Raw genomic sequence first — 20,458 nt, 5'->3', positions numbered from 1 at the left:
GGCGGGGCCGGAGTACCGTGGCGGGATGAGCATCCTCCCCCAGGGCACTCCGGCCGCCGTCCCCGACGGCGCGCGACCGCTCGGCGAAGGGCCCTTCCTTCCCCCGGGCGCGCAGATCGACTGGCATTACCGCAAGCCCGGGTGGCAGCCGGGGGAGCCGTCGACGATCTCGCCGATGCGCGTGGTGCGCGACGACGAGCACGGTCTGGTCGCGTGGCTCGCGCCGGGAACGCTGCAGGAGTCGCAGGGAGCGCCCGACGGGCAGCGTGTACGCACCGTGCCGCTCGAGCGCCGCTGGCTGGAGGAGCGCACGCGCATCGTGGAGGAGTGGTGGGGCAACGGCGTGCTGCGCATCGCTCCGGCCGGGCTCCCGTGGTCGGTGTGGCTGTTCTGGAGCGAGACGACCGGGTCGGAGTGGACGTTCGCCGGGTGGTATGTGAACCTCGAGAACGCGCATCTGCGCACCGATCACGACACCTACTCGTCGGATCACATCCTCGACGTCGAGATCGACCCCGACGGCATGATCCACCTCAAGGACGAGGACGAACTGGCGGCGGCGATCGAACAGGGGCGGCTCAGCCCCGAGCAGGCCGCGCAGATCGAACGCCACGCGGATGCGGCGATCGCCTCGTTCGAGGCAGGTGACTGGCCCTTCGACGCCGAGTGGCGCCGTTGGCGGCCGGATCCGGCGTGGACGACCCCGGAGCTGGCCGGGCTCGGGGAGCTGCGCCGCAAGGCCTGAATCCCGTGCATCCCAAAGTGGGATGCATTCGCAGTAGAGTAGCCGTATGAGCACGCAGATCGCCCTCAGGCTGTCCGACGAGATGGTCGCAGAACTCGACGCCTTGGTCTCCGCCGGAGCGGCTCCCAGCCGCACGGCGCTGGTCTCCGTGGCGATCGCCCGCGAACTCCGACGGCGGGCAGCCGAGCATGACGTAGAGATCCTGAACACACGAGGTGCGGGCGACGACCTCGACTCGCTCGTGGACTGGACCATCGGTCACATCGCGATCGAGCGTTGACGGTGCGCGAGATCTGTCTGGCGCGGCTCGACAAGACCCGTCCGGTGGTGATCCTCACGAGAGACGCGGCTCGCCCGGCGATGACGAAGGTCACGGTGGCGCCGATCACCTCCACGGTGAAGGGCCTGAGCAGCGAAGTGCCGTTGGGGCCTGCCAACGGTCTCGATCACGAATGCGCGGTATCGATCGACAACGTCCTCACGATTCCCGTCTCTGCGCTGGGACGCACGATCGGCTACCTCTCCGAGAAGCAGGAGACGCAGTTGGCCACGGCCGTGATGCTCGCCTTCGATCTCGACTTCTCCCTGCCTCGCTGACCTGCCTGCTCTGAGCGGAGACACCTTCCCACCGGAGCCGGATGCTGGTGACATGGACCCATGACGGACGTGCTGATCCTGGGTGGGACGGGCTGGCTCTCGGGGCGCATCGCCCGACGATGGCTGGATGCCGGTGCGGCGGTGACCTGCCTCGCGCGTGGTGAGAGGGCTGCGCCGGATGGTGCGGCGCTCGTACGGGGTGATCGCGATGATCCCGTGGTCTACGCAGCCCTCGCCGCACGGGACTGGGATCAGGTGGTCGACATCTCCTCGCAGGCCGCGCATGTCGCCGGTGCGGTGAACGCGCTCGGCGATCGCGCCGCACGCTGGACGTACGTCTCGTCGATGTCGGTGTACTCCGACGACGAGACCGCCGGGGCCGACGAATCCGCGCCGCGGCATCCGCCCGCTCAGCGCGGCGACGAGTACGAGTACGGCGCACAGAAGGCCGCGGCGGAGGACGCCGTCGCGACGCTCGGGCCGCGCGCGCTCATCGCGCGGCCCGGCCTCATCGTCGGCGAGGGAGACCCGAGCGACCGGTTCGGATACTGGGCGGCGGCCTTCATCCGTGCCGGTGCGGAGCCCGTGCTGCTCCCGCCGACGGACGGCCGCGCGACGCAGGTGATCGATGTCGACGACCTCGCCGACTATGTGGTCACGACGTCGGCGACCGGCCCGGTCAACACGATCGGGGACGTGCATCCGCTGGCCGAGGTGCTGGACGCTGTTTGTACCGCCGCGGGGCATACGGGAGACACGGTCGTCGCGACCGAGGACTGGCTCGTCGGGCAGGGCGTCGAGTACTGGATGGGGGAGCGCTCGCTGCCGCTCTGGCTCCCCGCGGAGATGACCGGATTCATGACGCGGTCGAACGCGCGATTCCACGCGACCGGCGGGTCGCTCCGGCCGCTCGTCGAGACGATCGCCGATGTCGTCGCCGACGAGCGGGCTCGCGGGATCGACCGCGTCCGCCGTGCCGGACTCACCAGGGCGGAGGAGCGCGCGCTGCGGGCCGAGCTCGGTCGCTAGACTTCGAGCAGTGACACGGGGTGCCGCATCCGCGGCTGAGAACAGACCCGTCGAACCTGATCTAGTTCGTACTAGCGAAGGGATGTCGCCCATGAGCGATCGTCTGCGTCCTGATTCCACCATCGATCTCGCGGCTTCGGCCGGGACACTGCTGGGGGTGCTGCGCGAGGCTCCGCCGCTGACGCACTGCATCACGAACGCCGTCGTCACCGGCTTCACGGCGAACGTGCTGCTCGCCGTGGGGGCGGCTCCCGCCATGGTCGACATCGTCGACGAAGCCGGCATGTTCGCCGGCGTGGCCTCCGGTCTGCTGGTGAACCTCGGCACTCCGACGCCCGAACAGCGCGCGGCGAGCGTCGAGGCGGTCACGGGCGCCGTCGTCGCAGGAACACCCTGGGTGCTCGACCCGGTCGCGATCGGCGCGTTGCCGGTGCGCACCGCGCTCGCACACCAACTGGTCGCGCAGCGCCCCACCGCGATCCGCGGCAACGCCTCGGAGATCCTCGCGCTCGCGGGTCTCAGCGCGGGTGGACGCGGCGTGGATGCGACGGACACCACGGATGCCGCGGCCGACGCGGCCGTGTCGCTCGCCACGCGCTTCGGGAGCGTGGTGGCCGTCTCCGGCCCCGTCGACCTGATCACCGACGGGCAGCGTGTGCTGCGCATCGCGAACGGCGATGAACTGCTCACGAGAGTCACCGGCGGCGGCTGCGCACTCGGCGCGGTGATGGCCGCGTTCCTCGGAGCGGCCAGGCCCGCAGGCGTCGATGCGCTCACCGCCGTCGCCTCGGCGAGCCTCGTCTACACCATCGCGGCGGAGCAGGCCGCGCTCCGGTCGACGGGGCCGGGCAGCTTCGCCGTCGCGCTGCTCGACGCGCTCGCCGCGGTGGATCCCGCGGACCTCACCGCCGGCGCCCGTGTCGAGAGCGGTGTCCTGTGAACGCCGATCTCTCGCTCTACCTCGTCACCGATCCCGAGCTCTGCGGTCCGCGGGGAGTCGTCGAGACGGTGCGTCAGGCGGTCGACGGAGGCGTGCGCATCGTGCAGCTGCGCGACAAGTCGGCGACCGATGCCGAGATCGTCGAGCAGCTGGTCGAACTCTCGCACGTGATCGCCGGGCGCGCGCGCCTCGTCGTGAACGACCGCCTCGACGCCGCCCTCGCGGCGCGCGAACGCGGAGCCCGGGTGGATGGGGTGCACCTGGGGCAGGGCGACGCCTCCGTCCTCCGGGCCCGCGAGGCGCTCGGACCCGATGCGCTCATCGGCCTGACGGCGAACAGCGCCGCGCACCTGGATGCCGTGCGCGCGCTGCCGCCCGGCACCGTCGATCACCTCGGCGTCGGCGTCATCCGCCCCACCCTCACGAAACCCGACCACCCGCCAGCTCTCGGTATCGACGGCTTCCGTGCCTTCGCGGAGGCGAGCCCCCTCCCATGCGTGGCGATCGGGGGCGTCGGGATCGACGACACCGAGGCGCTGCGAGAGGCGGGCGCGGCCGGCCTCGCCGTCGTGTCGGCGCTGTGCGCGGCTGACGACCCCGGCCGGGTCGCCGCGGAGTTCCGACGGCGCTGGCGATCCGGCACGGCCCCGCGCATCCTCAGCATCGCCGGCAGCGACCCGTCGGGGGGTGCGGGGATCCAGGCCGATCTGAAGTCGATCGCCGCGAACGGCGGCTACGGCATGGCCGCGATCACGGCCCTGACGGCCCAGAACACCGAGGGCGTCCGCGGCGTGCACGTGCCGCCGACGGACTTCCTGCGGGCTCAGCTGGAGGCGCTGTCGGACGATGTCACGATCGATGCGGTCAAGATCGGGATGCTGGCCGACGCCGAGGTCATCCGCACCGTGGGAACCTGGCTCGACGCCGCGCGGCCGCCCATCGTCGTCCTCGACCCCGTGATGGTCGCGACCTCGGGAGACCGTCTGCTCGATCCCGAGGCGGAGGGCGAGCTGCATCGGCTTCTCCGTCACGCCCACCTCATCACGCCGAACCTCGCGGAGCTCGCCGTGCTGGTCGGCCGCGTGCCCGCCGACTGGCCGGACGCACTCGCCGCAGCCGAGGAGCTGTCGTCCGAGGTCGGCGCGATGGTGCTCGTGAAGGGCGGGCATCTGCCAGGGGAAGAGGCGCCGGATGCGCTGATCGACGCGCGGCGACGGCTCCGGGAGGAGTTCACCGGCCCGCGGATCGCCACCCGGAACACGCACGGCACCGGGTGCTCCCTGTCATCGGCGCTCGCCACCCGGCTCGCGCAGGGAGAGGATGCGACCACGGCCGTGGCCGGCGCGCGCGCCTGGCTCCGCGAGTCGCTGCGCGAAGGGGAGTCGCTGCGCGTCGGGCGAGGGCAGGGGCCGATCAGCCACTTCGCCGGCCTCTGGATCCGCGGCGGTCTGGAGACCCGACCGGCGGCCGCGGAGATCGAGGCGGACTGGTGGCGGCAGATCGCCGACACCCGTGCGGCGATCGACGAGCTGCCGTTCATCCGCGCACTCGCGGACGGGACACTCGCGCGCGAGCCGTTCCTGTTCTACCTGGCGCAGGACGCCCTCTACCTGCGGGACTACGCGCGCGTGCTCGCCGAGGCGGCACGGCTCGCGCCCACCTCCGTGGAGCAGGCGTTCTGGGCGAACTCCGCGCACGGCTCGATCGTCGGCGAGCTCGAGCTGCACGCCGCATGGCTGTCGCCGTCGCAGGGCGTGGGGGCGGCGACCTTCACCGCCGAACCCGCACCCGCGACGATCGCCTACCTCGACCATCTGCGCTCGGTCGCCTTCGGCGGCGACTACCGCGAGCTCATCGCCGCGCTCCTCCCGTGCTTCTGGCTCTACACCGACCTCGGGCAGCGGCTGCACGCGGGGGAATTCGGTGCGCACGCGCGCGACCCGCGGCATCCGTACGCATCCTGGCTCGCGACGTATGCCGACCCCGCCTTCGAAGACGCGACGCGTCGAGCGATCGAGGTCGTGGCCGCCGCGGCTGCGGCGGCGGAGCCTGCGACGAGGGCGCGGATGCTCCGAGCGTTCGAGACGTCGAGTGCGCACGAACTCGCCTTCTTCGCCGCGCCGACGGAGGTGCATCCGGTCGTGTGACGGCGCGGATTTGCGGATGCCGCGCCGCCCGCGCTACTGTCGCGACATGCCTTCGGCCGTCCTCGCTCCCGCTACGCGGTTCCTGAGCGAGCGCAGCGAGACGAAGGGTGTCACGGGCGTCATCGTCGTGCGCCGACGCCGCGGCGGCCGCCGACTCTAGGCGACCCCGGATTCCTGCCTGCGCACGCGCGGCGGTCGAGTGCCGGTGTCGCCGCTCCGGCCCCGACCATGGTCCCCGATTCCTCGAGGGCCCGACCGTTAAGGTAGAAGCATGACGTATACCGTCGCCGTCTCCGGCGCATCCGGCTACGCAGGCGGCGAGATTCTGCGCCTCCTGGCCGATCATCCCGACATCGAGATCCGCACAGTGACGGCTCACTCGAACGCCGGCCAGCCGCTCATCGACCATCAGCCGCACCTGCGCTCGCTGGCCCACCTCACCCTTCAGGACACGACGCCGCAGATCCTCGCCGGTCACGACATCGTGTTCCTCGCGCTGCCGCACGGGCAGTCCGGCCAGTACACGGATGCGCTCGGCGACGTGCCGCTCGTGATCGACGCCGGTGCCGACCACCGGCTCACGTCGCCGTCCGCGTGGGACGCCTTCTACGGCGGCACGTTCCACGACGCCTGGACCTACGGCGTGCCGGAACTCCTCGTCGACGGCGTGAAGCAGCGCGAGCACCTCCGCGGAGCGAGCCGTATCGCGGCGCCGGGGTGCAACGCGTCCACGGTGAGCCTCAGCCTCGCGCCGGGTATCGCCGCCGGGGTCATCGACCCGTCCGACATCGTCTCGGTCCTCGCGGTCGGCCCCTCGGGCGCGGGCAAGAGCCTCAAGAGCAATCTGCTCGCCAGTGAGATCCTCGGCACCGCCAACCCCTACGCGGTCGGGGGCACGCACCGGCACATCCCCGAGATCCGGCAGGCGCTCGCCGCGGCGATCCCCTCGACAGGCTCAGGAACCCAGGGCGGCGACGTCCGCATCTCGTTCACCCCGGTGCTGGTGCCGATGTCCCGCGGAATCCTCGCCACCTCCACCGCACCGATCGTCGAAGGAGCCTCCGACGCGCAGATCCGCGACGCGTGGGAGAGCGCCTACGCCGGCGAGACCTTCGTGCAGCTCCTCCCGGAGGGACGCTTCCCGCGCACCGCCGACGTGCTCGGGGCCAACACCGCCCTGATCGGCCTCGCGATCGACCGTGCCGCGAACCGAGTCACGGTCGTCACCGCGGTCGACAACCTCGTCAAGGGCACGGCGGGCGCCGCCATCCAGTCCATGAACCTCGCGCTCGGCCTCCCCGAAGGCCGCGCCCTCTCAGTGAACGGAGTCGCGCCGTGAGCGTCACCGCCCCCGCAGGATTCGAGGCGGCCGGTGTCGCCGCAGGGCTCAAGTCCACCGGCAAGCCCGACGTCGCCGTCGTCGTCAACCGCGGACCGCGCAAGGTCGGAGCCGCGGTGTTCACGAGCAACCGCGCCAAGGCCAACCCGATCATCTGGTCGCAGCAGGCGGTCGCCGACCGCGTCGTCGAGGCGGTCGTGCTCAACTCCGGCGGTGCGAACTGCTTCACCGGCGCCTTCGGATTCCAGACCACGCATCAGACCGCCGAGAAGGCCGCCGAGCTCCTCGGCGTCAGCGCCGGCGACGTCCTGATCTGCTCCACCGGCCTGATCGGCGTCGGCGACGAGGTGTTCCGCGGCAAGGTGCTCGACGGCACCGCGCAGGCGATCGCCGAGCTCAGCGCCGACGGGGGACAGGCAGCTGCCGAGGCGATCATGACCACCGACTCCGTGTCGAAGACGGCGGTCGTCTCCCGGGACGGCTGGACGATCGGCGGAATGGCGAAGGGCGCAGGCATGCTGGCGCCCGGGCTCGCCACGATGCTCGTGGTGATCACGACCGACGCGGTCGTCGAGCCGCTCGACGCCGACGCGGCCCTCCGCCGTGCGACCGGGCAGACCTTCGATCGGCTCGACTCGGACGGCTGCATGTCGACCAATGATCAGGTGACGCTGCTCGCCAACGGCGCCTCGGGGATCGTCCCCGACCTCGACGACTTCGCCGCCGCGCTGACCGAGCTCTCCCAGCAGCTCGCGGTGAAGCTGCAGGGCGACGCCGAGGGCGCGAGCCACGACATCACGATCGAGGTGCAGCACGCGGCATCCGAGCAGGAGGCCGTCGAGGTCGGCCGCTCCGTCGCCCGCAACAACCTCTTCAAGGCGGCGATCTTCGGCAACGACCCCAACTGGGGTCGCGTGCTGGCGGCGATCGGCACCACCAGTGCGCAGTTCGATCCGTACGACGTCGACGTGTGGATGAACGGCGTCCGGGTGTGCAGCGAGGGGGGCCCCGACCGCCCCCGCGAGGAGGTCGACCTGACCCCGCGCGCCACGCACCTGATCATCGACCTGAAGTCGGGCGACGCGACGGCGACGATCCTCACCAACGACCTCACCCACGACTACGTGCACGAGAACAGCGCCTACGCCTCATGACCGACATCCAGGACACCCCCGCCGAGGTCGCCGCGCAGAAGGCGACGACCCTCATCGAGTCGCTGCCGTGGCTGAAGAAGTTCCGCGACCAGATCGTCGTCATCAAGTACGGCGGCAACGCCATGGTGTCGGACGAGCTGCAGGATGCCTTCGCGCAGGACATCGCCTATCTCCGCAACGTCGGCGTGCAGCCGGTGGTCGTGCACGGCGGCGGTCCCCAGATCTCCGACATGCTGCAGCGGCTCGAGATCCCCAGCGAGTTCAAGGGCGGCTACCGCGTCACCAATACCGAGGCGATCAGCGTCGTGCGGATGGTGCTCACCGGTCAGGTGAACCCGCAGCTGGTCTCGAAGATCAACTCGCACGGACCCATCGCGACCGGACTCAGCGGTGAGGATGCCGGACTCTTCGGCGGACGCCGCCGCGGCGTGGTCATCGACGGGCTCGAGGTCGATCTCGGCCGCGTCGGCGACGTCGTCGAGGTCGACCCGACTCCCGTGCTCGACCACCTCGCGGCGGGTCGCGTGCCGGTGGTCTCGAGCATCGCCCCGGATCTCGATCACCCCGGCCAGTCGCTCAACGTCAACGCGGATGCCGCGGCGGCGGCACTCGCCGTCGCCCTCAAGGCCCGCAAGCTCGTCGTGCTGACCGACGTCCCGGGGCTCTACGCGGACTGGCCCAATCGGGACTCGCTCGTGTCGCATCTGACATCGGAGGATCTCATCCGGATGCTGCCGACGCTCGAGTCCGGGATGATCCCCAAGATGCGCGCCTGTCTCGACGCCGTCGAGGGGGGCGTCGACGCAGCGGCCATCATCGACGGACGGGTGCCGCACTCGGTGCTCGTCGAGCTCTTCACCAGCAAGGGAATCGGAACCGAAGTGGTTCTGGGAAAGACGGAGGTGACGGCATGACCGTCTGGCAGGACGATGTGGCGCGCGATCTCGTGCAGAACGCCGGAGCCCGGCTTGCTCTGCTCACCAGGGGTGAGGGCTCGTACCTGTGGGATGCCGATGACCGACGCTATCTGGACTTCCTGGCCGGCATCGCCGTGACCTCGCTCGGCCACGCGCACCCCGTGTTCGTCGAGGCCATCTCGAAGCAGGCCGCGACGCTCGCACACGTGTCGAACTACTTCGCGACCCCGCCGCAGCTGGCACTCGCCGCCCGCCTCAAGCGTCTCGCCGGCGCGGGCATCGACGGACGGGTGTACTTCTCGAACTCCGGGGCCGAGGCGAACGAGGCGGCGTTCAAGCTCGCCCGCCTGCACGGCGGCGCCGAACGTCCGCGGATCATCGCCCTCGAGAACGGCTTCCACGGCCGCACGATGGGGTCGCTCGCCATGACGGCGAAGGCGTCGATGCGCGCCCCGTTCGAGCCGATGCCGGGCGGGGTCGAGCACATCCCCGCGACGATCGAAGCGCTCGAGGCGGCCATGGATGACCGCGTCGCCGCGGTCATCGTCGAGCCCATCCAGGGCGAGGCCGGTGTGGTCGAGCTGCCGGAGGGCTACCTGGCCGCCGCACGCTCGCTGACGCTGGCGCACGGCGCCCTGCTGATCGTGGACGAGATCCAGACCGGGGCCGGACGCACCGGCGCCTGGTTCGGGTTCAGCCACGAGGGGATCACCCCCGACGCGATCACCCTGGCGAAGGGCATCGGCGGCGGCTTCCCGATCGGCGCCCTGGTCACCTACGGTGCGGCCAGCGATCTGTTCACGCCCGGGTCCCACGGTTCCACCTTCGGCGGCAACCCGCTCGCGACCGCGGTGGCCGATGCGGTGCTGACCGAGATCGAGCGCGCCGGACTCGTCGAGAACGCCGCACGCCGCGGGGAGGAGCTGCGCGAGCTGATCCTCGGCCTCGACTCGCCGCTGATCTCCGCCGTGCGCGGCCGCGGCCTCCTGATCGGTGTCGCGCTGAGCGCACCGGTCGCCGGCGACGTCGTCGCCGCGGCGCAGGAGCGCGGCCTCATCGTGAACGCCGCGAACCCCGAGACCGTGCGCATCGCACCCGCCCTCACGATCGGCGACGACGAGCTCGCCGAGTTCCGCGAGCTGTTCGCCGCTGCTCTCGCCGATGTCTCGGCATCCGTCTCTGGAAAGGTTCCCGCATGACCCGCCACCTGCTGCGTGACGACGACCTCACGCCCGCCGAGCAGGCGGAGATCCTCGATCTCGCCATCGAGCTGAAGAAGGACCGCTGGGCCGACAAGAGCCTGGCCGGTCCGCAGACCGTCGCCGTGATCTTCGACAAGTCCTCGACCCGCACCCGGGTGTCGTTCGCGGTGGGCATCGCGGACCTCGGCGGCTCGCCGCTCATCATCTCGACGGCGAACAGCCAGCTGGGCGGCAAGGAGACGCCGTCCGACACGGCGCGCGTGCTCGAGCGGCAGGTCGCGGCGATCGTGTGGCGCACCTATGCGCAGGCCGGGCTCGAGGAGATGGCGGAGGGCACGCGTGTCCCCGTGATCAACGCGCTCTCGGACGACTTCCACCCCTGCCAGCTGCTGGCGGACCTGCTCACGATCCGCGAGCACAAGGGAGAGCTCAAGGGCCTCACCCTCACGTTCTTCGGCGACGGGCAGAGCAACATGGCGCACTCCTACGCGCTGGCCTGCGTCACCGCCGGCATGCACGTGCGCATCGCCTCCCCGGCCGACTACGCGCCGCGTGCCGACGTGATCGAGGCGGCGGACCGCCGTGCCGCGGAGACCGGAGGATCGATCGCGCTCTACACCGACCCGGTCGAGGCCGCCGCGGGCGCCGACGTCGTGGTCACCGACACGTGGGTGTCCATGGGCAAGGAAGAGGAGAAGATCGCGCGCATCCGCGATCTCGGCGGCTACAAGGTGACGCCGGAGACGATGGAGCTCGCCGACTCCGAGGCGATCTTCATCCACTGCCTCCCGGCCGACCGCGGCTACGAGGTCGACTCGACCGTGATCGACGGACCGCAGAGCGTCGTGTGGGACGAAGCCGAGAACCGCCTGCACGCGCAGAAGGCCCTGCTGGTCTGGCTGCTCGGCAAGAAGGACGCGTGATGACCGACTCGACGCACGAAGGCACCAACGAGGGAGCACTCTGGGGCGCCCGGTTCGCGACGGGCCCGTCGCCCGAGCTGGTGGAGCTCAGCCGCTCGACGCACTTCGACTGGATCCTCGCGCCCTACGACATCGCCGGCTCGCACGCGCACGCGACGGCGCTCGCCGCCGCCGGATATCTCGAGCCCGACGAGGCCGAGCGGATGCACGCCGGGCTCGATGCCGTGGCCCGCAGGGTCGCGGACGGCACGCTGCTCCCGGTGCCGACGGACGAGGACGTGCACGGCGCGCTCGAGCAGGCGCTCATCGTGGAGCTCGGCCCCGAGCTCGGCGGACGGCTCCGGGCGGGCCGCAGCCGCAACGACCAGATCGCGACCCTCGTGCGCATGTACCTGATCGATCACGCGCGGGTGATCGCCCGCGACATCCTGCGGGTCATCGATGCGCTCGTCGCGCAGGCCGAGGCGCACCCCGACGCGATCCTCCCCGGACGCACGCACCTGCAGCATGCGCAGCCCGTGCTGCTCGCCCATCACCTCCAGGCGCACGGCTGGCCGCTGGTGCGCGAGCTCGAACGGCTCGTCGACTGGCGTCGTCGCGCCGGGGTCTCGCCCTACGGCGGGGGAGCGCTGGCCGGCTCCACGCTCGGTCTCGACCCGGCGCTCGTGGCGACCGAGCTCGGGCTCGACCGCCCGGCCGAGAACTCGCTCGACGGCACCGCGGCACGCGACGTCGTGGCGGAGTTCGCCTTCATCACCGCCATGACCGGAGTCGACATCTCCCGCCTGGCGGAGGAGATCATCCTCTGGAACACCCGCGAGTTCGGTTTCGTCACGCTCGACGACGGCTATTCGACCGGCTCCAGCATCATGCCGCAGAAGAAGAACCCCGACATCGCCGAGCTCGCACGCGGCAAGTCCGGTCGGCTCATCGGCAACCTGTCCGGCCTGCTGGCGACCTTGAAGGGATTGCCGCTCGCGTACAACCGCGACCTGCAGGAGGACAAGGAGCCGGTGTTCGACTCGGTGCAGACCCTCGAGGTGCTGCTCCCGGCCTTCGCGGGCATGATCGCGACGCTGCGCTTCGACACCGAGCGGATGGCGGAGCTCGCACCGCAGGGCTTCTCGCTCGCGACCGATGTGGCCGAGTGGCTCGTGAAGCAGCGGGTCCCGTTCCGTGACGCCCATGAGATCTCCGGCGCGCTCGTGCGCGCGTGCGAAGAGCAGGGGATCGGTCTCGAGGACGCGTCAGACGAGCTGCTGCTGTCGGTCTCGCCGCATCTGGTCCCGGCAGTGCGCGAGGTCCTCACGATCGAGGGCTCCGTGGCGTCGCGGACCGGTGCCGGCGGCACCGCTCCGGTACGGGTGACCGAGCAGCGCGCGGAACTCGTCGCCCGGGCGCAGGCCGCGGCTCACGCCCTCGGTCTGTAGCCGACGCCGCGTCAGCGCACGCCCGTTCAGTGCAGGTCGGTGTCGGCCTCGGAACGGGTCCAGCGGGTGAACCGCACGGTGAAACCGGCACGGGTCGGGGAGGCGAGGAGGGGACCGGCGGATGCCGTGGCCGCGCCGTCGAACGGAGCGACCCGCACGAGTCGCCACGGGCCGTCGTCGGCGCGAGCGCGGACGATCAGGGCATCCGCCCACCGGCTCACTCGCACCGTGATCTCGCTCTCGAGCCATTCGTCGACATGGCCGACCGACCAGTCCGAGCCGCCCGCCGTGACGACCGCGCCGAGTCCCAGGTGGTCGTCGGCGTACTCGACACCGGCTTTCATCCAGTGCTCGGCGTCGATCCGGACGAAGATGCCGGCCTGATCGAACTGCCCGTCCCACGGCGCGCGGAAGGCGACCTCCATCGCCTCTCCCACGCCCAAGGGGGCGAGGAGAGCATGCTCGGTGTCGTGGACGAAGCCGTAGGCGGTGTGCCGCCAGGCGTCGCTGCCCTCGACGGCGGTGACCTCGAGCTCGTCGGTCTCGATCGCTGTCTGCGGGGCGGTGGTCCAGGTTCCGGCGTTCCACGGGATGATGTGCGATTCAGGCATGTTCTCAATATATAGCCATTGAAGGCATAAAGTGAAGTTATGCGTGGTATGGTTATGGCATGGTCATCGCCGTACTCGCCGACATCGTGGGCTCTCGCAAGCTCGACGATCGCACCGCCGCCCAGCAGGTGCTGGACGAGACGATCGCGCGGGTCGAAGCCGACCTCCCGCTCGCCGCTCAGCCGCTCACGCCCACGGTGGGCGACGAGCAGCAGGGCGTCTATCGCGACCTCGGCGAGGCCCTGATCTCGCTGCTGATGATCCAGCTGCGGCTGCCCGACGGGATCGGCTTCCGCTTCGGCATCGGGGTGGGGGAGGTGTCCGCCGTCGAATCCGTGCACGGCGAGCTGGCCGACGGCCCGGGGTGGTACGCCGCGCGAGCGGCGATCGACACCGTGCACGCCCGCGAAGGACGCGCCATCCCGCGCGCGCGCACCTGGATTGTCGGAGCCCCGGGGCAGGATGAGGTCATGGAGAGCACGATCGCGGCGTCGAACGCCTACCTGCTCGTACGCGACGAGCTGGTCGGCGCGATGAGCGAACGCGAACGCCGCCTGACCTACGGCCGCCTGATCGGCAGGTCGCAGCATGAGCTCGCCGAAGAAGAGGGCATCTCGCAGCCGAGCGTCTCGAAGTCGCTGCGCAGCGCAGGGGCCGCGGCGCTCCTCGAGGGAGTCTCCGTCCTGCGAGGAGGGTCCGCATGATCATCGCCGGATTCGTCCTCCTCGCCGTCGGCGCCGTCGACCTCGTCCGCCAGTTCGCTCCGCGACGCTGGATCGGGTACCTGACCGTGGCCGTGCTGCTCCTGCTCCTCGGCAGCGTCAGCGATGCGCTGCTGCCGATGATCGCCGCCCTCGTGGTGGGTGCGCTCTGGGTCTGGTCCATGCCTGACGAACGGCGGGCTCCGCTGGGCTTCTGGCCGGCCGTCCTTCTCGGCGTCCTGAGCGTCGGCGCTGTCGTGTCGCTCGGCGCGCGGGCGGATGCCGGACTCATCGGCGCTGTCTGGAGCCTGCGCTCGCCCTTCGGCGATGTCTCGTTCGATCTCGCGATGCTCGTCCTCGGCGCGGGCGTCTTCCTGCTGGAGTCCGCGAACCTCGTGGTGCGGGCGGCGCTCGACGGCGAGCACACCTGGCGACCCGCCGAGGCGGAGCAGTCCGCGCCCGAGCCTGCCGCTTCCGAGCCTGTCGCATCCGAGCCTGTCGCATCCGAGCCTGTCGCATCCGAGCCTGTCGCTTCCGAGCCTGTCGCATCCGAACTTGCCGCGCCCGAAGCCGCCGTCCTCGAGCCCGATGCCGCCCCCGCGACGCCGGCAGTCGCGGCCACGACCATGCCCGCCGACGGTCGCGGCGGCTTCAAGGGCGGTCGCCTGATCGGCCCGCTGGAGCGCACGATCGTGATGATCCTCACCCTTGCGGCGGCCTACCCGGTCCTCGCTGCGATGCTCGCGGCGAAGGGCATCGTCCGCTTCCCGGAGATCTCCCGCGACGGCGAGACCGGCGCCCGCGCCGAGTACTTCCTCGTCGGCAGCCTCGTCAGCTGGGTGATCGCGTTGAGCGCGGCCTTCCTGGTCTGGTGGGCGGCCCACAGCTGACCGCGCCGGCCGAGGATCAGCCGAGCTGCGTGCGGTACCAGGCGAGCTTCTCGGCAAGGCGCTGCTGCTGCGCCAGCACCTCCGCGAGCTGACGCTCCACGGTCTCGGCGTGCTCTTCGAGCAGTGCGATCCGCTCCGGGACGGTGTCGTCCCTCTGACACAGCTGGCCGTAGCGACGCAGCCGCTCCACCGGCATCCCGGTCTCGCGCAGGCACTTGAGGAACTCGAGCAGCCCGAGCTCGACATCCGTGTACGCCCGGTGTCCGCCGGAGGTGCGTCGGACTCCGGGAAGGATTCCCTCGCGCTCGTAGTACCGCAGAGTGTCGATGCTGAACCCGGAACGGGCCGCGGTCTCCGCGGGTGTGTACGTCGTCATGCGCTCGATCCTAGAGCTTGACCTGGAGTGCGCTCCAGGTTGCACAGTGGGCTCATGACACATCTCGACACCCCTGTCTCCCCGATCGTCCTCGGTGCGATGTCGTTCGGCACCCTCGTCGACGAGGACACCTCCTTCGCGCTGCTCGACCGCTTCGTCGAGCGCGGCGGCGTGTGGATCGACACCGCCGACTGCTACAGCTTCTGGGCCAGTGAGAGCGGGCACGGCGGTGCATCCGAGGCGGTGCTCGGCCGATGGTTCGCCGCGCGGCCCGGCGTGCGCGACCGGATCCGCCTCTCGACGAAGGTCGGTGCGGAACCGCTGTGGCCGGGATCCTGGCCCGAGCACCGCGCCGGTCTCTCGCCGCGCGCGATCCACGACGCCGTGAGTGGCAGCCTCGATCGCCTCGGCATCGACACGATCGATCTGCTCTGGCTGCACCAGGAGGACCGTGCCGTTCCGATCGAGGAGACGGTCGACGGCCTGGCCGTCCTCACCGGCGACGGCATCGTGCGCCGCGTCGGCGCCTCCAACCACCCCGCCTGGCGCATCGAGCGCGCCAGGGCGCACGCCCGCACGATCGGCAGCATCCCGATCGACGCCTTCCAGCTCAACAGCACCTACCTGCGGGTTCGTCCCGGCACGCGCCCGCCCGGCGTCATCCATCGTTTCGGTGTGATGAGCGACGAGCAGCACGACTACGCGGTCGAGAACGGACTGGAGACCTGGGCCTACACGCCGCTGCTCTCCGGCGCCTACGACAACGACGCGAAGCCCGTCCCCGAGGAGTACGACCACCCCGGGAGCGATCGGCGCCTGCGGGTGCTCACCGAGATCGCGGCGGATCGCGGTCTCGAGCGCGGGCAGGTCGTGCTGGCGTGGCAGCTGGCCCGCGGCATCCGTCCCATCCTCGGCGGGAGCAGGCTCTCGCAGCTGGACACGGCGATTGATGCGGCATCCGTGATCCTGACGGAGGACGAGCGCTCCCGTCTCGACGCGGCCGTGTGATGCGCGGAGCGGGAGTGCGCGCGCTGATAGCCTGGAGCGCGTGTCAACTCCCGCTCTGACGACCGCGACTCCGGCGATCGACCCCACGTTCGAGAACGTGTGGGACGAACTGCTGTGGCGCGGGCTCGTCCACGTGTCCACCGACCAGGAGGCGCTCCGCGCCCTTCTCGCGGGAGACCCGATCACGTATTACTGCGGGTTCGATCCGACGGCGCCGAGCCTGCACCTCGGGAACCTCGTGCAGCTGCTGACGATGCGGCGCCTCCAGCTGGCGGGTCACAAGCCGCTGGGACTCGTGGGCGGGTCCACCGGTCTCATCGGCGACCCGCGGCCCACGGCGGAGCGCACGTTGAACACGCGCGAGACCGTCGCCGAGTGGGTCGACAGGCTGCGCACGCAGGTGGAGCGGTACCTCAGCTTCGACGGCGACAATGCCGCGCGCATGGTGAACAACCTCGACTGGACGGCGCCGATGTCGGCGATCGACTTCCTGCGCGAGATCGGCAAGCACTACCGCGTCGGCACGATGCTGAAGAAGGATGCCGTCGCTGCGCGCCTCGCGTCCGACGAGGGCATCAGCTACACCGAGTTCAGCTACCAGATCCTGCAGGGCATGGACTACCTCGAGCTGTACCGCCAGTACGACTGCGTGCTGCAGACCGGCGGCTCGGACCAGTGGGGCAACCTCACGAGCGGCACCGACCTCATCCGTCGTGCGGAAGGCGTGTCCGCCCACGCGATCGGCACGCCGCTGATCACGAACAGCGACGGCACGAAGTTCGGCAAGAGCGAGGGCAACGCGATCTGGCTCGACGCCGAGATGTGCAGCCCGTACCGGATGTACCAGTTCTGGTTGAGCACGGCCGACGCCGACGTGATCGAGCGGCTGAAGGTGTTCACCTTCCTCAGCCGCGCCGAGATCGATGAGTACGCCGCGCTGGTCGAGACGGAGCCGTTCCGCCGTGCCGCGCAGAAGCGTCTCGCCCTCGAGGTCGTCGCCACGGTGCACGGGATCGATGCGACCGCCGCCGTGATCGCGGCATCCGAGGCGCTGTTCGGGCAGGGCGACCTGACCGCACTGGATGCATCGACGCTGCGCACCGCGCTCGAAGAACTCCCGAACGCGACGGTGGCCGCCGGCACGCCGGTGGTCGAAGCCCTGGTCGCGACCGAGCTCGTGACGAGCCTGGGCGAGGCCCGGCGCGCGATCGCCCAGGGCGGTGTCTCGCTCGACGGTGAACGCGTCGAAGACGAGGCGGCCACGGTCCAGGGTTCTCTCCCCGGGGGAGTCTCCGTGCTCCGCCGCGGCAAGAAGACCCTCGCGGGCGTCTTCATCGGCTGAGCAGCGGATGCCGTTCACGCCGAGCCACGCGGTCGTCGCGCTGCCGTTCATCCGCACGCCGCTGGTGCCGGCGGCGATCGCGATCGGTGCGATGACCCCTGATCTCCCGCTGTTCGTGCGCGGCATCGGGCTGGACTACTCGTTCACCCACACCTTCGCGAACGTCGTGTGGACGGCGGTCGTGGCCTTCGTGCTGTTCCTCGTGTGGCGCGCCGTGCTGCGTCCCGCCGTGCCGGAGCTCGCTCCGCGGTGGCTCGCGCGACGGCTGCCCGAGGAGTGGAACGTCGGTGCCGTCGAGGCGGCCGGACGAGCGGTGGGCGTGGGGGAGAAGCGCGTCTATCCGCTGCTGCTCGGCGTCTCGCTCATCCTCGGAGTGCTCTCGCACATCGTCTGGGACCTGTTCACGCACGAGGGGCGATGGGGCGTGCAGGCGCTCCCGGCCCTCGACGAGATGTGGGGCCCGCTCACCGGATTCAAGTGGCTGCAGCACGGGTCGAGCGTGCTCGGACTCGTGATCATCGGCGTGTGGGGACTGCTCTGGCTGCGTCGCCAGGATCCGCGTCCGGAGTTCTCGCAGCGGCTGCCGCACGGTGTCCGCGTGACGTGGTGGCTGTCGCTGCCGGTGGTCCTGGTCGCGGCATGGGTCGTGGGCCTGGCCGTTCTCGGGCCGCTCGACGCGGAGTTCACCGTGCAGCACCTCGCGTATCGGGTGCTTCCGCCGGCGTGCGCGCTGTGGGGCGCCGTCACCCTGGTGCTGTGCATTGTCCTGTCGGTGGGTCGACGATCTCACCAGCGGGGCTGATCCGCTCCCCAGGGGTGAGGCGCCGCGAACTCGAAGCCCGGGAGCGCGGGCCGCGCCGTCACCAGCTCGGTGTCGCCGACGGGGAACCGCGCGACGTGCGGCGCCGGGTCGAGCGCGACCTCGTCGTCCGGCTCGGCACGGCGAGGCATGCCGAGAAGCTCGGCGGCGACGCGTCTCAACGAGGTCTGCACCCACCACGAGCCGCCTTCGCGGGCGCGGCGGCGCAGCAGCATCGTGACCGCGGCGGCCAGCAGATACCCTGCACTGTGGTCGAGCGCCTGAGCGGGGAGTGCTCCGGGTCGCTCTCCGTCGGGAGATTCGATGAGCGCGATCCCCGACTCGGCCTGCACGAGGCTGTCGAAGCCCGCCCGCTGCGGGTGATCCATGCCCCAGGCGCTGAGCTGGGCGACGATCAGTCCGGGATGCCGCCGCGCGAGTGACGGCGGATCGAGTCCGAGGCGGGCGAGTGCGGCGGGCCGGTATCCGAGAACCACCACGTCCGCGCCGGCGAGTAGCTCCTCGAATCGCGCGGAGCGCGCGTCCAGCAGGGTCGAGCGCTTCCCGTGGCCGGTGTCCAGGTGCTGCCACTCCGGCTCAGGCAGCCCCGGCGGGTCGACGCGCAGCAGGTCGGCGCCGAGCAGCGCGAGCGTGCGGGTGCAGACCGGGCCGGCGATCACCCGCGTGAGATCGAGGACGCGGATGCCGGTGAGCGGATGCGACGACGATCCGGAGAGGACGTCGCGCCGAGGGTCTGCGGTGCCGATCGGACGGATGTCGAGGAGCGCCGTCTGCCGGAGCCGCGCATCGGCGGCCGGATCCTCGTCCGACACCGCGACGGCGAGGCCGCCTGCGGTGCTGATCGACTCGATGGCCTCCGCGGATGTCCGTCCGGCGAGGGCATCGCGCACGTCGGCGGCGTCGGCTGTGCTGCCGAGCCGGAGCCCCGCGCGCAGGCCGGTGGCGTGATGGGGGTAGTTCCCGTGGGTGCGGATCCATCCGTCTGCTGTCCGCCAGAACCCGGAGAGCGCGGCCCAGACCGGGGGAGCGGTGCCGTCGATCGTCAGGACACGATCGCTCCGGTACGCCATGGCGATGCGGGCCGGATCCATCGCCGACGGATGCCGGCCTGCCGCGAGCGTCGCCAGACCGACGCTCGCCCAGGCGAGGTCGCCGGTGGCGACTCGAGAAGGGAGCGGGACTTCGCCGGCGCCCGAGGCGAGCTCGCCGAGGATGCGGGGGTCGCCGCCGAGCTCGGTCCAGACACGGGAGAGGAGGGCGAGGCCGGCACTCATCCGGCGTCCTCGTCGGAGCATCGGCGGGCACTGCGGACGGACGGGATGAGCATGGCGCGATCGTACTCCTGGCGTCTCCGCAGACGGAAAACCGCCCTGATCCGGGCAAACCGCCGGAGGACGACGGACGACACGCCCGGGCGTACCGCCTCGATTTGCCAGAACCCCGGAATCCACGTAACTTATTACTTGTTCGCCCCACAGGGAAGCGGAGAAGCCCAGAGCTTCACCCCCCTCAAGCGGAGAACCACTCCCGATCCTCTCTCTTGAGAGATCAGACGCTTGCGTCTAGGATGGGAGGTCCACCCCTTCTGCAGCTGGAATCGGCTGCGCAGCGGATCTTCGATCCGCGCCGCGCGCTGATTTGACAAGCGAGTCGGGATGGCTAAGATAGAGAAGTTGCCCTTCGGGCCTGGCTGTGATGGCTGGGTCGTGGGAGCATCCGATCCTTGAGAACTCAACAGCGTGCACTTGTCAAATGCCAAATTATCCTCGTTCAGTCGTTTTTCGGCTGGGTGAGAATTCCTTTGGATCAAAGACCAGCCCCTTTTGGGGGTTGGCATTCGGATGAAGTCAGCAATGAATTTGTCTCTTTGGTCAGCATCAAACTCGCTGCGTCATCGTTTTCCCGATGGGGTATGCATTTCTTTTTTACGGAGAGTTTGATCCTGGCTCAGGATGAACGCTGGCGGCGTGCTTAACACATGCAAGTCGAACGGTGAACACGGAGCTTGCTCTGTGGGATCAGTGGCGAACGGGTGAGTAACACGTGAGCAACCTGCCCCTGACTCTGGGATAAGCGCTGGAAACGGCGTCTAATACTGGATATGTGACGTGACCGCATGGTCTGCGTCTGGAAAGAATTTCGGTTGGGGATGGGCTCGCGGCCTATCAGCTTGTTGGTGAGGTAATGGCTCACCAAGGCGTCGACGGGTAGCCGGCCTGAGAGGGTGACCGGCCACACTGGGACTGAGACACGGCCCAGACTCCTACGGGAGGCAGCAGTGGGGAAT

Annotated in this window: 20 protein-coding genes, 1 rRNA gene and 1 riboswitch; of the genes, 18 read left to right on the top strand and 3 right to left on the bottom strand. The window is 70.3% G+C overall.

Going from position 1 to position 20,458, the window contains the following annotated elements; translation table 11 throughout:
• Nucleotides 1-25 precede the first annotated feature (25 nt).
• The 12 genes from DC434_RS16055 (at nucleotide 26) to argH (ending at nucleotide 12,423) form a co-directional block, all read left to right on the top strand.
• Entirely contained in the window at nucleotides 26-745 is a 720-nt protein-coding gene (locus DC434_RS16055) for a DUF402 domain-containing protein (protein WP_116636327.1), read from the top strand.
• 46 nt (nucleotides 746-791) lie between these two features.
• On the top strand, nucleotides 792-1,025 hold the full coding sequence (locus tag DC434_RS16050; protein WP_116636326.1) for a hypothetical protein: 234 nt from the start codon (nucleotides 792-794) through the stop codon (nucleotides 1,023-1,025).
• Nucleotides 1,026-1,027: 2 nt separating this feature from the next.
• The gene (locus tag DC434_RS16045) at nucleotides 1,028-1,342 is read left to right on the top strand and encodes a type II toxin-antitoxin system PemK/MazF family toxin (RefSeq protein ID WP_116636325.1); all 315 of its coding nucleotides are present in this window, start codon (nucleotides 1,028-1,030) and stop codon (nucleotides 1,340-1,342) included.
• 60 nt (nucleotides 1,343-1,402) lie between these two features.
• Complete coding sequence (locus tag DC434_RS16040) at nucleotides 1,403-2,371, top strand: NAD-dependent epimerase/dehydratase family protein (protein WP_116636324.1); 969 nt, start codon at nucleotides 1,403-1,405, stop codon at nucleotides 2,369-2,371.
• A 6-nt stretch (nucleotides 2,372-2,377) separates the two neighbouring features.
• Nucleotides 2,378-2,471, top strand: a riboswitch (TPP riboswitch).
• Nucleotides 2,463-3,311 (top strand): hydroxyethylthiazole kinase, encoded by an 849-nt coding sequence (gene thiM / locus DC434_RS16035; protein ID WP_116636323.1) that lies wholly within the window; start codon nucleotides 2,463-2,465, stop codon nucleotides 3,309-3,311. Its footprint overlaps the riboswitch before it by 9 nt.
• Nucleotides 3,308-5,458: a bifunctional hydroxymethylpyrimidine kinase/phosphomethylpyrimidine kinase gene (locus DC434_RS16030; protein WP_116636322.1), complete on the top strand. Its 2,151-nt coding sequence runs from the start codon at nucleotides 3,308-3,310 to the stop codon at nucleotides 5,456-5,458. The genes thiM and DC434_RS16030 overlap by 4 nt, the downstream gene beginning before the upstream one ends.
• A gap of 271 nt (nucleotides 5,459-5,729) precedes the next feature.
• Nucleotides 5,730-6,797, top strand: a complete 1,068-nt coding sequence (gene argC / locus DC434_RS16025; RefSeq protein ID WP_116636321.1) for an N-acetyl-gamma-glutamyl-phosphate reductase — start codon at nucleotides 5,730-5,732, stop codon at nucleotides 6,795-6,797.
• Complete coding sequence (gene argJ / locus DC434_RS16020) at nucleotides 6,794-7,951, top strand: bifunctional glutamate N-acetyltransferase/amino-acid acetyltransferase ArgJ (protein WP_116636320.1); 1,158 nt, start codon at nucleotides 6,794-6,796, stop codon at nucleotides 7,949-7,951. The genes argC and argJ overlap by 4 nt, the downstream gene beginning before the upstream one ends.
• The gene (gene argB / locus DC434_RS16015; RefSeq protein ID WP_116636319.1) at nucleotides 7,948-8,865 is read left to right on the top strand and encodes an acetylglutamate kinase; all 918 of its coding nucleotides are present in this window, start codon (nucleotides 7,948-7,950) and stop codon (nucleotides 8,863-8,865) included. Before argJ ends, argB begins: the two co-directional genes overlap by 4 nt.
• On the top strand, nucleotides 8,862-10,067 hold the full coding sequence (locus tag DC434_RS16010; RefSeq protein ID WP_116636318.1) for an acetylornithine transaminase: 1,206 nt from the start codon (nucleotides 8,862-8,864) through the stop codon (nucleotides 10,065-10,067). Before argB ends, DC434_RS16010 begins: the two co-directional genes overlap by 4 nt.
• A complete protein-coding gene (argF, locus tag DC434_RS16005; protein ID WP_116636317.1) occupies nucleotides 10,064-10,993 on the top strand; it encodes an ornithine carbamoyltransferase in 930 nt (309 codons plus the stop codon). The genes DC434_RS16010 and argF overlap by 4 nt, the downstream gene beginning before the upstream one ends.
• Nucleotides 10,993-12,423 (top strand): argininosuccinate lyase, encoded by a 1,431-nt coding sequence (argH, locus tag DC434_RS16000; protein WP_116636316.1) that lies wholly within the window; start codon nucleotides 10,993-10,995, stop codon nucleotides 12,421-12,423. The genes argF and argH overlap by 1 nt, the downstream gene beginning before the upstream one ends.
• A 26-nt stretch (nucleotides 12,424-12,449) precedes the next feature.
• On the opposite strand, the gene DC434_RS15995 is transcribed toward argH, so the two are convergent.
• On the bottom strand, nucleotides 12,450-13,034 hold the full coding sequence (locus DC434_RS15995; protein ID WP_116636315.1) for a DUF1349 domain-containing protein: 585 nt from the start codon (nucleotides 13,032-13,034) through the stop codon (nucleotides 12,450-12,452).
• A gap of 59 nt (nucleotides 13,035-13,093) precedes the next feature.
• Here DC434_RS15995 and DC434_RS15990 point away from each other — a divergent pair, with 59 nt between their 5' ends.
• Nucleotides 13,094-13,738, top strand: a complete 645-nt coding sequence (locus tag DC434_RS15990) for a SatD family protein (RefSeq protein WP_116636314.1) — start codon at nucleotides 13,094-13,096, stop codon at nucleotides 13,736-13,738.
• Nucleotides 13,735-14,625, top strand: a complete 891-nt coding sequence (locus tag DC434_RS15985; protein WP_116636313.1) for a hypothetical protein — start codon at nucleotides 13,735-13,737, stop codon at nucleotides 14,623-14,625. The genes DC434_RS15990 and DC434_RS15985 overlap by 4 nt, the downstream gene beginning before the upstream one ends.
• A 16-nt stretch (nucleotides 14,626-14,641) precedes the next feature.
• Here DC434_RS15985 and DC434_RS15980 read toward each other — a convergent pair whose 3' ends face one another.
• On the bottom strand, nucleotides 14,642-15,001 hold the full coding sequence (locus DC434_RS15980) for a MerR family transcriptional regulator (RefSeq protein ID WP_116636312.1): 360 nt from the start codon (nucleotides 14,999-15,001) through the stop codon (nucleotides 14,642-14,644).
• 54 nt (nucleotides 15,002-15,055) lie between these two features.
• On the opposite strand from DC434_RS15980, the gene DC434_RS15975 reads away from it, so the two are divergent.
• From DC434_RS15975 to DC434_RS15965, 3 genes are read left to right on the top strand one after another with little or no spacing between them, the layout of a single operon-like run.
• A complete protein-coding gene (locus DC434_RS15975; RefSeq protein WP_116636311.1) occupies nucleotides 15,056-16,009 on the top strand; it encodes an aldo/keto reductase in 954 nt (317 codons plus the stop codon).
• Nucleotides 16,010-16,049: 40 nt separating this feature from the next.
• Nucleotides 16,050-17,351 carry a tyrosine--tRNA ligase gene (tyrS, locus tag DC434_RS15970; protein WP_116636310.1) on the top strand — a complete coding sequence of 434 codons (1,302 nt, stop codon included), beginning with the start codon at nucleotides 16,050-16,052 and terminating at the stop codon, nucleotides 17,349-17,351.
• A gap of 7 nt (nucleotides 17,352-17,358) precedes the next feature.
• The gene (locus tag DC434_RS15965; protein WP_116636309.1) at nucleotides 17,359-18,153 is read left to right on the top strand and encodes a DUF4184 family protein; all 795 of its coding nucleotides are present in this window, start codon (nucleotides 17,359-17,361) and stop codon (nucleotides 18,151-18,153) included.
• Here the strand turns inward: DC434_RS15965 and DC434_RS15960 are convergent.
• Complete coding sequence (locus DC434_RS15960) at nucleotides 18,138-19,445, bottom strand: CoA transferase (RefSeq protein WP_243408973.1); 1,308 nt, start codon at nucleotides 19,443-19,445, stop codon at nucleotides 18,138-18,140. The two genes, DC434_RS15965 and DC434_RS15960, sit on opposite strands and share 16 nt — an antisense overlap.
• 650 nt (nucleotides 19,446-20,095) lie before the next feature.
• On the opposite strand from DC434_RS15960, the gene DC434_RS15955 reads away from it, so the two are divergent.
• A 16S ribosomal RNA gene (locus DC434_RS15955) occupies nucleotides 20,096-20,458 on the top strand; the annotation flags it as partial.

Origin of the sequence: Microbacterium sp. TPD7012 (assembly GCF_003075395.1) — a bacterium.
Lineage (GTDB): Bacteria > Actinomycetota > Actinomycetes > Actinomycetales > Microbacteriaceae > Microbacterium.
Note: the sequence above shows the minus strand (reverse complement) of the source record. Positions and strands in the feature narration are given on the sequence as shown.

Coding starts and splice junctions, on each gene's coding strand:
- DC434_RS16055 (WP_116636327.1), top strand. CDS start 26: ATGAGCATCCTCCCCCAGGGCACTCCGGCCGCCGTCCCCGACGGCGCG.
- DC434_RS16050 (WP_116636326.1), top strand. CDS start 792: ATGAGCACGCAGATCGCCCTCAGGCTGTCCGACGAGATGGTCGCAGAA.
- DC434_RS16040 (WP_116636324.1), top strand. CDS start 1,403: ATGACGGACGTGCTGATCCTGGGTGGGACGGGCTGGCTCTCGGGGCGC.
- thiM (WP_116636323.1), top strand. CDS start 2,463: ATGAGCGATCGTCTGCGTCCTGATTCCACCATCGATCTCGCGGCTTCG.
- argC (WP_116636321.1), top strand. CDS start 5,730: ATGACGTATACCGTCGCCGTCTCCGGCGCATCCGGCTACGCAGGCGGC.
- argB (WP_116636319.1), top strand. CDS start 7,948: ATGACCGACATCCAGGACACCCCCGCCGAGGTCGCCGCGCAGAAGGCG.
- DC434_RS16010 (WP_116636318.1), top strand. CDS start 8,862: ATGACCGTCTGGCAGGACGATGTGGCGCGCGATCTCGTGCAGAACGCC.
- argF (WP_116636317.1), top strand. CDS start 10,064: ATGACCCGCCACCTGCTGCGTGACGACGACCTCACGCCCGCCGAGCAG.
- argH (WP_116636316.1), top strand. CDS start 10,993: ATGACCGACTCGACGCACGAAGGCACCAACGAGGGAGCACTCTGGGGC.
- DC434_RS15995 (WP_116636315.1), bottom strand. CDS start 13,034: ATGCCTGAATCGCACATCATCCCGTGGAACGCCGGAACCTGGACCACC.
- DC434_RS15990 (WP_116636314.1), top strand. CDS start 13,094: ATGGTCATCGCCGTACTCGCCGACATCGTGGGCTCTCGCAAGCTCGAC.
- DC434_RS15985 (WP_116636313.1), top strand. CDS start 13,735: ATGATCATCGCCGGATTCGTCCTCCTCGCCGTCGGCGCCGTCGACCTC.
- DC434_RS15980 (WP_116636312.1), bottom strand. CDS start 15,001: ATGACGACGTACACACCCGCGGAGACCGCGGCCCGTTCCGGGTTCAGC.
- DC434_RS15975 (WP_116636311.1), top strand. CDS start 15,056: ATGACACATCTCGACACCCCTGTCTCCCCGATCGTCCTCGGTGCGATG.
- DC434_RS15965 (WP_116636309.1), top strand. CDS start 17,359: ATGCCGTTCACGCCGAGCCACGCGGTCGTCGCGCTGCCGTTCATCCGC.
- DC434_RS15960 (WP_243408973.1), bottom strand. CDS start 19,445: ATGAGTGCCGGCCTCGCCCTCCTCTCCCGTGTCTGGACCGAGCTCGGC.